Here is a 14,877-nt window from a genome sequence, read left to right as displayed (position 1 = left end):
AATGCAATTGGTATAACAAAAGCCCCACCAGCATGTGCTGATGGGGCTTTTTTATGACCAGTCGATTTTAGGCTAAACCAATAATGTCATCGTCAGCATCGATATCAATATTCAAGTAGCCCGGTTTAACCCCAAGTCCTGGCATTGTCATCACTTTACCGACTAGCGCTGTAATGAAACCTGCCCCCGCATTGAGTCTTAATTCGTTAATCGGCAGTTCAAAGCCATGAGGCACTCCTTTCACGCTCGCATCATGACTAATCGACATCGGGGTTTTCGCGACACACAGTGGCAATTCACTGTAACCATGCAGCTGTAACCAAGTGAGCTGCTGTTTTGCCTTTTCTGACAGTGAAACACTGGCTGCGCCGTAACCAACCTCAGCTAAAGTCATCAATTTAGACTCTAAGGTGTCAGTTGCTTTGTATAGACAATTAAACTCTGATTCATGCTCCGTTGCCGCATGCACCATTTTCGCCAGCTCAGCAGCTCCCTGAGCGCCGTTGGCAAAGGCATCACTTATTGCACAGCCAAATGCGCTGGTCGTTGCCACCTGTGCCTTTAACCAATCGAGCTCTGCTACGGTATCAGTTGGAAAACGGTTAAGAGCTACCACCACAGGTGCGCCGTATTGATGCACATTATTGATATGCCATTGTAGATTGGCAAAGCCAGCCTCTAAGCGCGCCATGTCCGGTTGATCAATTTCGATATCAGACTCAAAACCACTATTAGCTTTCAATGCTCTTAGTGTGACAACAACAACGGCGGCCGATGGCTTATAGCCTGATTCTCTTACCTTAATATTACTGAATTTCTCAAAGCCCATATCGGAACCAAACCCAGCTTCGGTGACAACTACGTCAGCCAATTTAGCTGCAATGTTATCAGCAATAATTGACGAGTTACCGTGGGCGATATTGGCAAAGGGCCCCGCATGGATAAAGCAAGGATCCCCTGATAACGTTTGCATCAATGTTGGCTCGATTGCATCGCGCATAATAACAGTCATCGCCCCTGCTACACCGATATCTTCAGCCGTGATCGGATTAGCATTGGTATCGAGAGCCAATACCAAACGGCCAATTCTTTGCCGAAGATCTTTCAAATCTTTACTCAGCGCCAGAATGGCCATTAACTCCGATGCGGCGGTAATGTCAAAGCCAGAGCCATGCACTGGGCCGTTTACCGCCCCAAAACCGACCTCTATCTGCCTCAGGCTACGCTCGTTATGGTCAACAACTCTGCGCCATAAGATATTGTCAGGGTCAATGTTCACCGCCTTTAGACCCGACTCCTTGGTAAACCCTGCCGCTCCTAATCTTGTTTCATGAAATAACCGAGCGTCTAATGCCGCTGCAGCGAGGTTATGTGCACTACTCACCGCATGGATATCACCGGTTAGGTGCAAGTTCAGCTCCTCCATAGGGACCACTTGAGCGTAACCACCGCCAGCAGCACCGCCCTTAACCCCAAATACAGGCCCCATACTCGGTTGGCGAATACAGCCACAGGCTTTAACCCCAATGGCATTCATTGCCTGAGTTAAACCGATAGTCGTCACCGTTTTGCCTTCACCATAAGGCGTTGGTGTCACAGCAGTAACGATCACTAATTTGGCATCGGCGTTAGCAGCTAAGCGCTTAGCAACAGATAGCGAGACCTTAGCCTTATTCTTACCATGTAAAGAGATTTCAGAATCGGTAATTCCGAGTTGATTGGCAATTTCAATGATCGGCTTGCAAACATGAGCACGTGAGATGTTGATATCTGAAAGCATTGGTATGTATCCACTTTTTTATTTGTTGTAGGGTAGACTAACGAATGCAATATAATGGATCTGAAACCGCGGTAAAATAGTGAAGCAATACTATTTTAGCTTTTCATAATCTACATCAATAAAATAGACAGGAATAGGTTATGCAAAGCAGAGAATTTCAGCTTTCACAGTTTGTCGCAGGATTTTGGCGACTCGCCGATTGGCAAATTTCAACGACAGAGCTTATAACGATCATTGAGCGCTATATTGAGCTTGGTGTCTCTAGTATGGATCATGCTGATATCTACGGCGGTTACCAATGTGAAGCCCTATTTGGTGAAGCTTTGGCGTTACAACCAAGTCTAAGAGACCAAATCCAGCTCATCAGCAAATGTGGCATACAGCTAGTAACAGATAAGACACCAGATACCTATTTAAACCATTACGACACCAGTCGCCAACATATTATTCAAAGTGCTGAGGCATCACTGCAAAACCTGCAAACCGATCACTTAGATCTGCTGTTGATCCATCGCCCTGACCCATTGATGAATGCTGATGAGGTGGCTTCAGCCTTCGAACACCTTTACCAACAAGGTAAAGTCCGTCATTTTGGTGTCTCCAATTTTAGCCCTCAACAGTTCGAGCTGTTGCAATCACGCATGTCGCAAAAGCTAGTGTGCAACCAAGTTGAAATATCACCACTAAACATGACCACCTTGCACGACGGTACTTTAGAACACTGCCAACAGCATAATTTGGCGCCTATGGCTTGGTCTTGTTTGGGCGGGGGAAATATATTTGATGCTAGCGACCCACAATCTTTACGATTACGAGCGGTACTAGAAACCATTGCTGATGAAGTTAATGCAGAGAATATCAGCCAAGTGATTTATGCTTGGGTGCTTGCCCTTCCGAGCAAACCTCACCCAATCATTGGCAGTGGTAATATGAGTCGAATAGAGTCAGCAGTTAGATCTGAGCAGATAACACTGACACGGCAACAGTGGTTTAGTATTTGGCAAGCATCTACCGGCCACGGCGTGCCATAATATCGGCAGATTTTAGACACAAAAAAAGGCGCAATTACGCACCTTTTTATATGTCTGCAGTTTATAAGAAGCTAATTTCACCCGTTAGGTGTGGACGGCGACCTTTTTGATCTCTTAATTCAAAAACTAAACTACCTTGCTGCTTCTCTGCAGAGAAACTAACATTGCCAGGCATAAACAAAGGTAGCTTAAATGCGACATCGATCTTGCACGGCTTATTGACGATCTCTGGCATAACTTGTGCGATACAGCGACCTTTAGACCACATTCCATGAGCCAATACCCGATCAAACCCAAATCGTTTGGACAACACAGGGTGCAGATGAATAAGATTGTAATCGCCCGATGCTTTAGCGTAACGGCGGCCTAAATCTTCACTTAGACTCCAAGCTTGTGGCGCATCCCAGTTCATATCACTGGCTTTGGGTGGACGTACGCGTTTAGTTTTACCTTCAATCCGGTAAAGGTAAGTCGACAGTGACTCCCAGACTAGTTCGCCAGCAACAAACGCTTTTGAAACCAGCTCAAACTCCAGACCAGAGCCTGTCATCTGACTCGTGGTTAACGAACACTCAAAATCATAATTTTCTGTGACGCTAGATGGACGGTGTAGAGTAATACTGTTCTTGAGGTGGATCATTCCTAATAGCGGGAAAGTGATCGCTTCGTGAGTAAAAATCATTGCATGTAATCTAAATGCCATCACATACAAATAGGTAGGCGGCAAGGTTTGACCATCAAATTCAAAACCACATACTTTGGCATACTGCTCGACCTTATCTGCAGCTAAAGCCACATTGGGGCTGCTAACTTTAATCATAGGTAGCGGCAGCTCATCCCAACCAGGTTTGCGCCCGAAAAATATCTTTCGATAAAGCGAAAACAGTGATGGCATAGCCTTTAAATCAATACAGTATTCTTTACTCAAACTAATCAAAACCTTACATTAGAACGCAGACAAAAATAAAACGAGCCGCGGATTATACCCTAAAATTGCAAAAGCCGATAATCGGCAAGAGTGGTATCTTATTTACAACGCTTTTGCCAACAGTTTTGACTAGTGACCCCCAAAGGTGCCAAATAGGCTTGTACACTCTTTTCGCCCACTAAATGTCCTGCCCCTACAACCACAAAAAGTGGTTGTTTGGTCGTTGGCGAGGCCATCAACTCGACTAATTTCTTAGCCATGCCTTTGTTGCGATCCCACAACATACGCTCAACCATTTCAGTATTACCATCGCGGATCATCTCTCCTTCCATCAAGTCGGCGAGTTCAGTTTCATCACCACTTCTCCATGCTGAAATCAGTGCCAACATGTCAGAATCAGGCGCTTCTATCGCTTCTCGTACCATCTCCCATTGGGTCTCAGGACTAAAAGAGGATAACAGTCCAAACTGAAACTCTGTGCTTTCTAACTCATACACTGGACGATTACCCGCTTGCTCCACCAATACAGAATCAACACCATAAACAGCGCTGTATCCTAAAGCAATGTATCGTCCGATACTTAACTGCATCGATTGCAACCAAGGCGCATAACTGCTTAATGCAGTACACAAGGCTGCCTTATCCTGACAATAAGTCGCTAGCACTTGTTTAGTATCATCATCCATAGGTAATACCTCGGCGCCGTATTTCTGTAATAGCGCAGGCACGTTAGCGCCTCTAACATCAGCTTCAACCACTAACGCTTTGGATTGTAAGAATGCGTGTTCAATTTGATCTGAAAACGGATAAAAATCAGCTTTTCCAATATGGATAGAGCCAAGAAGGTAGGCTGTTTGCCCTTGGTAATGAATTTGATAGAACGGTGGTTTATCGGAGGGGGCAGCGCTAACAAACGTTGCCAACAATAGACTAGAAAGGCTCACCAGCGATAATAAAGTTTTCTTGATACTTGTTGCCAACATACTTGCCCCTTATAATTCAGCAAATTTTAAAATGAGAGGCTGTTATGCCACACACACAGGTTATCGAACAATTAAAAGCCAGTTTGCAAACCGCATACCGCCAAGCTATTGATGCAGATAGCAGGCTTGATGAGCTAAAAAAAGCCGGTCACGTTAAGTTTGATACTATTTTTACCAAAGACGAAGGCTTTTCTACTGCCAGCAATCGCTTCCAACCTTATGTACAAGAGCTCGCAGTTGAGATGGAAGCCATGACTCAAAACACTGACACTATGGCGCAAGCGCTTGAAGGTTATGTGCGTAAGCTTGCCCTATTACTGCAAACTATGCAGGCTTTTAAATCTAACGCCAAATAATTTAACAGCAAGAACAGTCCATTAATCTCCTCAAAGACAACTTTAGTATATTGAAGTCATGAGGCTAATTTGTTGATGGATTGATTTTTGTCATCTAAATGTCACTCTAACGTCATACAATTTTCTATCTCTTAGATGCTAAGCATTAGATATTAGGTAGAAGATATGACCGCTATTGATCTCAAAAAAGAACTCGCAAAAATAATCGAGCGAGAAAAAATCAAAGCGGTTTTTCAACCCATCTGTAACATATCAACCCATCAAATTCATGGCTATGAAGCCCTAAGTCGTGGCCCAGAGCACAGTCCGCTGTACTCTCCTGTACCACTATTCAAAACTGCGGCCTATGAAGGTCGACTATCAGAACTTGAGAGTTTATGCCGCCGGATATCTATCCAGCAATTCAAAAATGGCGCTTTACCGGGCAAGCTGTTTATCAATATATCTCCAAAAGCCCTGCTTGAACCCAATCACGCCAAAGGCCTCACATTAAGCTTAGTACAGGATTTAGGGATCCACCCTTCACAAGTTGTCATCGAGTTGTCAGAACAATACCCGGCTGATGATATCGGCTTACTTAAGTCCTGTTTGAACCATTATCGTAGCCAAGGTTTCTTGACGGCGATTGATGATTTGGGTGCGGGGTATTCAGGCTTAAGGTTATGGTCTGAACTAGCACCTGACTATGTGAAAATTGATCGGCACTTTATTGATTCCATAGACTCATCGCCTGTTAAGCAGGAGTTTGTGCGCTCCATAGTCGATCTGTGCCAGAACCTTAGCTGTAAAGTTATCGCCGAAGGCATAGAGACAGAAAAAGAGCTGGCCGTATTAAAACAGCTCGGCATTATTTATTGTCAGGGCTACTTACTTGGCCGCCCTGAAGCGTCACCGAAAACATCTATTCCACTGGCAGCGAGCATTGAACCAATCAGCCATCATGTAAGGTTTGCTGATTCAGCAGAAAGCCTAAGCTGTAGCGCGATAACTTGTGATTCAGGAACTAAACTAAAGCTAATTGGCGAACAGTTTATCCAACAGCCTGCCTTACAGGCGATAGTGGTTATGGATAAACTACAAGTGATTGGTCTCATTGCACGTGCACATGTCATCGAGCTTTTCAGTACTCCTTATGGTCGTTCACTGCACGAGCACCAAGCTGTCGACACTATTCTCGACAGCAACGTCATCCAAATAGAAGCCCACCAGCCTTTGTCGCTGGTCAGCCAACGGTTAACGTCAGACTCAACAGGACTTGTTGCGCAGCAATTTCTTATATTAAAACAAGGTCGATTATTAGGTATCGGCCATACCAAAGATCTTTTAGCACAGATCACTGAACAAAAGATCACCGTTGCACGTCATGCAAATCCATTAACAGGCTTACCTGGTAACATCCCAATCCAAGAAGAATTGCAGCGATTGAGAATACAGAAAAAACCATTCTACTTAGCTTACTTCGACCTATCGAATTTCAAACCCTACAACGATAACTATGGTTTCTGCCGTGGTGATGAAGTCATCATGGAGGTGTCTCGATTATTACAGCAACAGCAAAATAGCCACAACTTTGTCGGTCACGTCGGAGGGGATGACTTTGTAATAATTAGTACTGCTGATGATATTCAGCAGCAAGCGCTTAGCATTATTGAAGCGTTTGAAGCGGTAAAGTCACTGTTTTACTCAGATAAACACTGGCTCGCTCAGCGCATGCTGGCGGAAGATAGAAAAGGGGTGACTTGTTATCACGATTTAATTGCTTTAACGGCTGGCGTACTGCCACCATTTGTCACCTCAAACTGCAATGAACATCAACTTTCAGTCTATAGTGCACAAGCTAAAAAACAGGCTAAACAAGCCTGTAGCTCATTTAGCCTATTTCAGTTACAGCAAGAAAAAAGTGCTTAGTATTTAAATGCTAAACATAATTAGCGATAATCAAATCTTAGGTGCAACGGTATCTTTTAACCAAGATTTCAATAGTGCATTTTCATAGCGATTTGGCCTGCTATTGGTCTTGTTGATTGAGTACATAAAGTTTAAGTCTGTGAGCTTCTCATCGCCCGCAATGATCACTTGTTCACCTTCAGTGACTTTATAACTAAAGGTGATGCGCGGTGGATAGAGATCTTTAACGACTCGAAGATCATTTGTCGTCGCCCCAAATGTAGGCCTAACATCACCAGCTAAATCTAGATCAGTTACCACCATTTCTAGCTTTTGATTTGGCTTTAGAATTTTAGCCGCTTCTTTGTTTAGGTTTTTAGTCAGCTCCTTAAAAGTTCGAGCTTCAAAGCGAGATTGAATATCACCGCTCGACTTAACATCGCGAAAGCTTTTAGGATCTTGCCACTCTACTTTAACAATACCATCTTCAGTAATCGGGTTTTCTACGGCTTCATCTGCTGCCATTACCGATGTAGTTACCACTGAACCTGATAACATTAATCCTGCAACGAGTAAGTATTTTAAATTCATATATTGGCTCCACAGTTAAACAAAGGGTATGTTCTATTTCTCAAGTATAAGCGCCTTTAGCTGAATCACAGCTTAATATGAAACGTCTAATATTAAGCCAGTCTTATATTAGTAGACCACACTATATATCGATTTGTTGCATCAATCTGTATCAGTTCACGATTAGACAAATTGGGGATAATACCTGTTTGCATTCTCAAGCCTAAATATTATCCTGTCAGTAACAGCTCATAATCTATATCAATTGGATTTTTTCATGCAAAAGTTTGCTCAAGTCATTTTAGTGATCGCTATTTTTTCTGCCCTCGTCTGGGCTATCGTCAGTATCAATGAGTCAGAACAGAGCTCCTCTTATGAGACTTGGTCCTCTTTCGTATATAAGAGTGGCTATAATTCGGGAGGATACGATAAAAAAGACAACTTTGATGATTACTCTAGCTGTAAGGCATTCTCTCAACAGCAATCTAAAAAACTGAATAATGCAACTTGGGAGTGTGGCCTTAATTGTACTTTTGATTCAATGCGCCAGGGATTTCATTGTGAAACAATGACTAATGACTAACGAATAAAAATGTTAACGTAATTGATGTCCCACAATCTCTAATCGTAACAATTATCAATTACTAACAGAAAACAAATAAATATTTAAGCAGCTGTTTTTATTCTCATTTGCACACTCCAAGTATTAAACAACCCTCTGCTCACTTTTCGTTCAGCTTTGGTACATGAAGTATTCGATAACATACGTATCAAGCAAACGCATCCCCAGAGGAAAACCTCTTAGCTCAGTCGCAATATGCACAAGTTAAGAGAAAGCAGTTCCTATACTGGTCACTAATTAATACTTGGAGTCAAATATGAACTACTCAAACATTACAAAACTACCGTTTTCAGGTCGTCTAGCATTTATCGCTGCAATACTGTTCTCATTCAGCTTCATTGGTCAAGCGAACGCCAACGACTTTACTCCAGTCGAACAAGCTGCAGTCGACGGACACTTTGAAATCCTGGCAGAACAGCAAGCTCAATCAGACCAAGAGCTAGAGAGTAAACTTCAAGCAGAGTTTGACGAGCAGGTAAATGACTCAGAAGAGGAGTTTATGGAGCTAACGTGTGAAGCGCACGGTTATGACTTCGACAGTGAAATTAGCGCTTGTACCGACTAAGTATCGTGATACAAAAAAACGAGGCCTTACCTCGTTTTTTTGTCTCTGACTACCGTCTTAAAACGGAAAAGCGGCACTCAATAATGGATAAGTAGCCTTGAGCTGTTTTTTCTTATGAGAGAATTTCTTACCTGCTGGTGACGCCTGGCCTGATGGCACATAGGGAAGTTCATCATCGGCGCGTTCTTCATAGATCTGACCGGCGATCAAATCATATTCATCTAAAAATGGGTAAGCATAGCCATCTTTCTCTGGCCACTCCGTCAAATGCCCAAGCTCATCGGGTGACTCTACAACTTTGTCGTACCAGTCCTTACCTAGAGAGATCAGAAAGCACCTAAACTCAGCAAAGGCATATTCTGAATCGCAACCAGTGATAATGTAAGCTGCACCCCAAACAGCCCAAGAATAACTGCGGCGCATCTGCTGACCGAAGATTTTATCAAAATCACGCAACTCTTCGTTACTTAAAAGTGCCAACTTCTGCTTCAATACTTCAGCTAAATCGGTTTGATTTTGCGAGGGAGAAGTTCGGCTAACCAGCTCCCAAAACTGTGACTCTGTCATTGTGCTCTCTAAAAATGCGGTGGCTATAGCGCTATTCTAGCGTAATCCTCGACAAAAGAGTTAGCTCTGCCATTAAAACTACAAGGATCCCCACTAGACTCACTGCGTTGATTTTTTTACACTCACAGCGGTCTACACATAACCGCTTTATACAACAAAGTTAGGAAGCCAATGAAGAAGCCTCACCCCATGCTGGCAGTGTTAATGTTTATCTATGTCCTGCTAGCTTTTGCCGCTCTATGGCGCACCGCGACAACCCAATCCTATGACCTGTTCACTTTAGGCGTTTTCCCAGTGCTATACGGGCTTATAATGCGCCGCTATTGGGCTGCTGTAGTACTCAAAATATATTTGGTAATTCAGACTGTAGCACTATTAGCATTAGCCACTGCAGCCGTTATTGCTTACCAAATTACTCCAGAAGATGTAAAAGTGATTTTTCAAGGGCGTGATATTCCTATTAGCGCGATAGTTATCTCAGCATTGGTTGCTATGAGCTTCCAATATTGGATTGCCTTTAGCCAGAAGACGAAAGATTATTTAAAACAAGAAGAATAAGTTTCAATTTAACAAGGATTACTGTCGCATTATAATGCGGTGGATAGCCATAGAACTAGGGTCTGTTGACCTTTCGAGCTCAGTTTTCGTTCGATTCTTTACCGTAAAGAATAATGCTTCTAGTGCTAGGCTTGAGCGATAACGCATAGCCAGCTAAGTGAAGAGCTCATAACGCATTCTAGTCATAAAAGAATAGAAGCAATGAAACGAATCCAAAGGACAGCATTTCTTGGCCATTTTTTCTACGTTAAAGACTATTTGTGGAGAATGACTACACTACATAGCCTCTACCTTGCCAAAATGGCCAATAAATTGCTGTAAAAACAACCATGAAAGATCAACAGCCCCTAATAATAACGATAAGTGGTAAAGCTAAATATGAGCGATTTACAACCCAGTGAACTGTCGATACTGCTCGTTGAGCCTTCTGATACTCAGCGAAAAATCATTGCAAACCGATTAGAGCAAGAGGGTGTCAAACAGATCCAAACTGCTACAAATCTTGAGCAGGCACTTGATATAATTAAACGCCACCAACCGGATCTCATTGCCAGCGCAATGCACTTTGAAGATGGTACAGCCCTAGAGCTGCTAAAAACGCTCAAGTCGACAGAGCAATTTAGTGATATTCAGTTCATGTTAGTCTCTAGCGAGTGCCGCAAAGAGCAACTAGAAAGCTATCGGCAATCTGGCGTAGTCGCCATACTGCCAAAGCCATTTACTTCGAGCCATCTTGGAAAAGCACTCAACGCAACGATTGATCTACTCAGCCACGATGAATTAGATCTGACGCATTTCGATGTACAAGATCTACGAGTACTGGTGGTTGATGACAGCAAAATGGCAAGAAATGTCATTAAACGTACAATTACCAATCTTGGTTTACGTATGATTACCGAAGCCCAAGACGGCCAAGAAGCGATTGAGATCATGCAACAGCAGATGTTTGATCTAGTGATCACCGATTACAATATGCCCAGTGTTGATGGATTGGCACTAACACAATTTATTCGCAACGATAGCGAGCAATCTCATATTCCTATTCTGATGGTGTCATCAGAAGCCAATGACACCCACTTAAGTAACGTGTCACAAGCAGGAGTCAATGCGCTATGTGACAAACCGTTTGAGCCTCAAGTGGTCAAACAAATCCTGTTTCAACTGCTCGAAGAGTAGAAAAATTGAGAAATCGTTCCTATTTTTGACTTTAAAGGCTATTTCATAGGCTTAAAGCGCTTTTCAAATGCAAAAGCTTGTGGCATGTTAGATAGCGCTACTAACAAATAAATCTACGGAAAGAAGAGACGATTCAAATGAATAAGACTGAACTTGTTGCAAAAATGGCTGAATCTGCGGAATTAACGAAAGCTGAAGCCGCACGTGCATTAAAATCTTTTGAAGAAACTGTTGCAGAAGCGATGAAGAATGGAGAGAAAATCTCTATTGTTGGTTTTGGCTCTTTTGAAACTTCAGAGCGTGCAGCTCGCACAGGTCGTAACCCACAGACAGGTAAAGAGATCCAGATCCCAGCGGCTACAATACCTAAGTTTAAAGCGGGTAAAACGCTTAAAGATAGCGTTAACTAATCACAATCTCTGTGATTAATATAAAACCTCCTCTAAGGAGGTTTTTTTATGCCTGCAGAAACCTATCTTCCGCTTCAATATTGCACTAAACCAGTGCCTCTTGCCCTAAATTGACTCAAAATAGACACTTCGTAACCAATAAAACTCCCTAAAGCAATGTTTTATAATATGAAATTTTCTGGCTTGGTCCTTGCTTTATCCTCTATGACAATGACAAAAATGATAATCCTAGGGGAAGAGAATGAACAAGCTATTATTTGGTACTGCAGTTATCACCACAACTTTACTACTGAGTACTTCAGCACATGCTGCGGTCGAAGCCAACATTGGAGCGACATCTAACTATTTGTGGCGCGGTATAACTCAAACAGATGATGCTGTCGCGGTGCAAGGCGGAGTCGATTACAGCCATGATGCCGGCTTCTATGCTGGTACTTGGGCTTCTAATGTCGACTTTGGCAATGAAACCAGCTATGAAATTGATTTTTATGCAGGGTTTGCTGGCAGTATTGGTGATGAGTTTGGTTACGACATTAGTTATCTTTACTACGCATATCCAGATGCTAATGACAGCGTTGATTTCGGTGAAGTGACGCTAGCAGCCAGTTGGAAATGGATTGCTGTAAGCTATGCCCATGTAGTTAATGCAGGAAGTGATGTCACTGGCGTTCCAGCACTTGATGAGAAAGATATGGGTTACCTGCAAACAACCTTAACTTTCCCTCTATCTGATTCCCTTTCAATTGCCGCTCATTACGGTTACTCAACGGGTGATGTGGTAACGGCTTGGTATGGTACAGATAACTATGCTGACTATTCACTTTCACTAAGCAAAGATACAGATTTTGGTACTGTCTCTTTTATGGTGAGTGATACTGATCTTGAAGACGATGATGCAAAAGTTCTGCTCGGTTACAGCTACAGCTTCGATCTCTAATCACTAGATTAACTATAAGCAAGCGATCTGCACAGGGTGTTTTTGACAAACGAGTGCAAAGTGAATGCATGATGCAGTGGGCTCCCATTGCATTTTCATTCAATGCATAATCAGCTCAGGCGATCCAAAGCGCCCTCCTAGCTCGCGATCTTAGCGGTAAACTTAACCAAATCAATCCGAGGTTATATCTAAAGCAACCCAATATAACGTTATTTAATTTCACTAAAATTCGCATTAAGTAGTATTTCAAACCATTGGCTTGAGCAAACTGTAATTTTGTTATACAGATCGCATATTTTTATTTAATTGCCTGCTAAATTCCTTCTTAAGCGCTCACTAATGTGGCGGTAAACTCCGCTAAAATGAGCACGATAAAATCTGTTATTAACCTATAAGTATCAATAACATTTTCATTATTTGGCAATATAAAATGCCAAGAAGATGGATACTTCTTAAAGAGGAATTCGTGATGGCTCAGATACTAGATTTTGTGCCCAACGATGCAGAAATTGAAGCGTTAACAGCCCCTAAAAACAAAAAGGCAGCTGATGATTTAGCGCACAAGAAAGATGTCAAGAAACGCTTAGAAGCTTACTTAGAAAGAACCCAGCTAAAACAAGCAATGGGCGATGATGAGTTTTGGGCTTGATACCAAAGAGATAAGCGCAACAAAAAGCTCCTGAATTACATCCAGGAGCTTTATGAATCAATCAGCCTCACGACAAACTACGACTCAGCCGCTTCCGTTTCACGCTTCTTAAGAAAGTACTCTCTTGTCAACGCAAACACGACTGGGCTTAGCAACGCCAAAGCGATCAAGTTTGGTATCGCCATCATGGCATTCAGCGTATCTGCTAGTAGCCAAATAAACTCTAGAGAACTCACTGCACCTAAAGGCACCACGATCACCCAAAGGATCCTGAAAGGCTTAATCGCTTTTACGCCAAATAAGAACTGCACACATTTCTCACAATAGAAGCTCCAGCCTAAAATAGTGGTAAATGCAAAGACTGACAAAGCAATTGCGACCACATAGTTACCCATAGGGAATGCATGTGAAAATGCAAAAGAGGTTAATGCCGCGCCATTTTCACCTGATGTCCATGCGCCTGACACAATAATCGCCAAACCAGTAATGGTACAAACGATCAAGGTATCAATGAAGGTACCTAGCATAGCCACTAAACCCTGAGCCACTGGATTGTTAGTTTGAGCTGCAGCATGTGCAATCGGCGCACTACCAAGACCCGCCTCGTTAGAAAATACGCCACGCGCTACACCAAAGCGAATTGCCGCCCATACCGCAGCACCAGCAAAGCCACCTTGTGCAGCAACAGGATTAAATGCACTGTGAATAATCAGCTCAATTGCCGCTGGAATCTCTGCTGCATAAACCACTAATACCGCAATACCAGCCGCGATATAAAAAATGGTCATAATAGGTACAAGCTTACCGGCCACATCAGCAATACGCTTGATACCGCCCATTAATACTGCGCCAACTAAGACCATTAATACCAAACCAGTAACCCAAGTCGGTACGCCAAAGTTACTGCTTAATGCATCAGCCACTGAGTTAGCCTGTACAGTATTACCAATACCGAAACCGGCTAGAGAACCAAATAGAGCAAACGCTGTTCCTAACCAGGCCCACTTTGAACCTAGACCATTCTTGATGTAGTACATTGGGCCACCCACGTGGTTACCATTGTCGTCCACTTCACGGTATTTAACCGCCAATACAGCTTCGGCAAACTTGGTGGCCATGCCGACTAACGCCGTACACCACATCCAAAATAGCGCCCCTGGTCCACCAATAAAAATGGCGGTGGCAACACCAGCAATATTACCAGTACCAATAGTTGCTGATAGCGAGGTCATTAGCGCGTTAAACGGGCTAATCTCACCTTTCATGTTTTTGTCTTTATCAGGAATACGGCCTGACCAAAGCAGTTTAAAACCAGTGCCTAGTTTTAAGATTGGCATTAAGCGTAAACCAAAGGTGAGGAATAAACCCACCCCTAAGATCATGACTAGCATAGGGGTACCCCACACTACACCGTTGATCATGCCAACAAATTCAGTAATAGCTTCCATTCAAACCTCGTTGATACAGATTATTTATAGTTATTTTTTATCGTTTTATTTTTATGTAAGGCTTTTTGATCTTCCCCATAACTAGAGCAAGGTCAAAAGGTCCTAATGTAACGTGACCTGAGTCAACAAAATACATCGAACAAACAGAGTACAACGAAATGTTCACCTTTGAAAAGGCCACATGAGAGAAAGGCGCTTGAAGATTATGATACTAGCGCCCAATGATGCTATTAGATGTTAGGGGCTGTTGATCTTTCGAGCTTAGTTTTTGTTCGGTTCTTTACCGTAAGGAATAATGCTGCTAGTACAAGGCTTGAGCGATAAAGCTTAGCTGGCTAAGTGAAAAGCTCATAACACATTCTAGCCATAAAAGAATAGAAGCATTGAATCGAACCCAAAGGGCAGCGTTT

Annotated in this window: 16 protein-coding genes; 10 read left to right on the top strand and 6 right to left on the bottom strand. The window is 42.8% G+C overall.

Annotation, left to right across the window (positions count from 1 at the left end; translation table 11 throughout):
• Positions 1-67 precede the first annotated feature (67 nt).
• The gene (locus AB4238_RS09295; RefSeq protein WP_372033132.1) at positions 68-1,780 is read right to left on the bottom strand and encodes a formate--tetrahydrofolate ligase; all 1,713 of its coding nucleotides are present in this window, start codon (positions 1,778-1,780) and stop codon (positions 68-70) included.
• 140 nt (positions 1,781-1,920) lie between these two features.
• Here AB4238_RS09295 and AB4238_RS09290 point away from each other — a divergent pair, with 140 nt between their 5' ends.
• Positions 1,921-2,811, top strand: a complete 891-nt coding sequence (locus tag AB4238_RS09290; RefSeq protein ID WP_372033130.1) for an aldo/keto reductase family oxidoreductase — start codon at positions 1,921-1,923, stop codon at positions 2,809-2,811.
• 61 nt (positions 2,812-2,872) lie between these two features.
• On the opposite strand, the gene AB4238_RS09285 is transcribed toward AB4238_RS09290, so the two are convergent.
• Both AB4238_RS09285 and AB4238_RS09280 read right to left on the bottom strand, forming a co-directional pair.
• Positions 2,873-3,706 carry a MaoC family dehydratase gene (locus AB4238_RS09285; protein ID WP_372033135.1) on the bottom strand — a complete coding sequence of 278 codons (834 nt, stop codon included), beginning with the start codon at positions 3,704-3,706 and terminating at the stop codon, positions 2,873-2,875.
• 131 nt (positions 3,707-3,837) lie between these two features.
• Entirely contained in the window at positions 3,838-4,722 is an 885-nt protein-coding gene (locus AB4238_RS09280; protein WP_372033128.1) for a TraB/GumN family protein, read from the bottom strand.
• 44 nt (positions 4,723-4,766) lie between these two features.
• On the opposite strand from AB4238_RS09280, the gene AB4238_RS09275 reads away from it, so the two are divergent.
• On the top strand, positions 4,767-5,078 hold the full coding sequence (locus AB4238_RS09275) for a prephenate dehydrogenase (RefSeq protein WP_372033126.1): 312 nt from the start codon (positions 4,767-4,769) through the stop codon (positions 5,076-5,078).
• A 165-nt stretch (positions 5,079-5,243) separates the two neighbouring features.
• A complete protein-coding gene (locus tag AB4238_RS09270) occupies positions 5,244-6,986 on the top strand; it encodes a GGDEF domain-containing protein (RefSeq protein ID WP_372033124.1) in 1,743 nt (580 codons plus the stop codon).
• A 30-nt stretch (positions 6,987-7,016) separates the two neighbouring features.
• Here AB4238_RS09270 and AB4238_RS09265 read toward each other — a convergent pair whose 3' ends face one another.
• Positions 7,017-7,556, bottom strand: a complete 540-nt coding sequence (locus tag AB4238_RS09265) for a DUF3016 domain-containing protein (protein ID WP_372033121.1) — start codon at positions 7,554-7,556, stop codon at positions 7,017-7,019.
• Positions 7,557-7,812: 256 nt separating this feature from the next.
• On the opposite strand from AB4238_RS09265, the gene AB4238_RS09260 reads away from it, so the two are divergent.
• Together AB4238_RS09260 and AB4238_RS09255 are read left to right on the top strand one after the other, a co-directional pair.
• Entirely contained in the window at positions 7,813-8,118 is a 306-nt protein-coding gene (locus tag AB4238_RS09260) for a hypothetical protein (protein WP_372033119.1), read from the top strand.
• Between the two features lie 295 nt (positions 8,119-8,413).
• The gene (locus tag AB4238_RS09255; RefSeq protein ID WP_372033117.1) at positions 8,414-8,722 is read left to right on the top strand and encodes a hypothetical protein; all 309 of its coding nucleotides are present in this window, start codon (positions 8,414-8,416) and stop codon (positions 8,720-8,722) included.
• 57 nt (positions 8,723-8,779) lie between these two features.
• On the opposite strand, the gene AB4238_RS09250 is transcribed toward AB4238_RS09255, so the two are convergent.
• The gene (locus tag AB4238_RS09250) at positions 8,780-9,289 is read right to left on the bottom strand and encodes a DUF4240 domain-containing protein (RefSeq protein WP_372033115.1); all 510 of its coding nucleotides are present in this window, start codon (positions 9,287-9,289) and stop codon (positions 8,780-8,782) included.
• A gap of 171 nt (positions 9,290-9,460) precedes the next feature.
• Between AB4238_RS09250 and AB4238_RS09245 the strand changes: the two genes are divergently transcribed.
• The 5 genes from AB4238_RS09245 to AB4238_RS09225 all read left to right on the top strand — a co-directional run bounded on the left by AB4238_RS09245 (position 9,461) and on the right by AB4238_RS09225 (position 13,019).
• Positions 9,461-9,847 (top strand): hypothetical protein, encoded by a 387-nt coding sequence (locus AB4238_RS09245; RefSeq protein ID WP_371990830.1) that lies wholly within the window; start codon positions 9,461-9,463, stop codon positions 9,845-9,847.
• 378 nt (positions 9,848-10,225) lie between these two features.
• Positions 10,226-11,023, top strand: coding sequence for a response regulator (locus AB4238_RS09240; protein ID WP_372033113.1), 798 nt, complete (start codon positions 10,226-10,228; stop codon positions 11,021-11,023).
• Positions 11,024-11,160: 137 nt separating this feature from the next.
• Entirely contained in the window at positions 11,161-11,433 is a 273-nt protein-coding gene (locus AB4238_RS09235; RefSeq protein ID WP_372033111.1) for an HU family DNA-binding protein, read from the top strand.
• Between the two features lie 241 nt (positions 11,434-11,674).
• A complete protein-coding gene (locus AB4238_RS09230; protein ID WP_372033109.1) occupies positions 11,675-12,370 on the top strand; it encodes a TorF family putative porin in 696 nt (231 codons plus the stop codon).
• 469 nt (positions 12,371-12,839) lie between these two features.
• Positions 12,840-13,019 (top strand): hypothetical protein, encoded by a 180-nt coding sequence (locus tag AB4238_RS09225; RefSeq protein ID WP_044555588.1) that lies wholly within the window; start codon positions 12,840-12,842, stop codon positions 13,017-13,019.
• Positions 13,020-13,096: 77 nt separating this feature from the next.
• Here AB4238_RS09225 and AB4238_RS09220 read toward each other — a convergent pair whose 3' ends face one another.
• The gene (locus AB4238_RS09220; protein WP_372033107.1) at positions 13,097-14,467 is read right to left on the bottom strand and encodes an alanine/glycine:cation symporter family protein; all 1,371 of its coding nucleotides are present in this window, start codon (positions 14,465-14,467) and stop codon (positions 13,097-13,099) included.
• Positions 14,468-14,877: the final 410 nt, after the last annotated feature.

This window comes from Shewanella sp. 10N.286.45.A1 (assembly GCF_041470405.1).
Taxonomy (GTDB): domain Bacteria; phylum Pseudomonadota; class Gammaproteobacteria; order Enterobacterales; family Shewanellaceae; genus Shewanella.
This window is presented reverse-complemented; position numbering and strand designations above follow the sequence as displayed.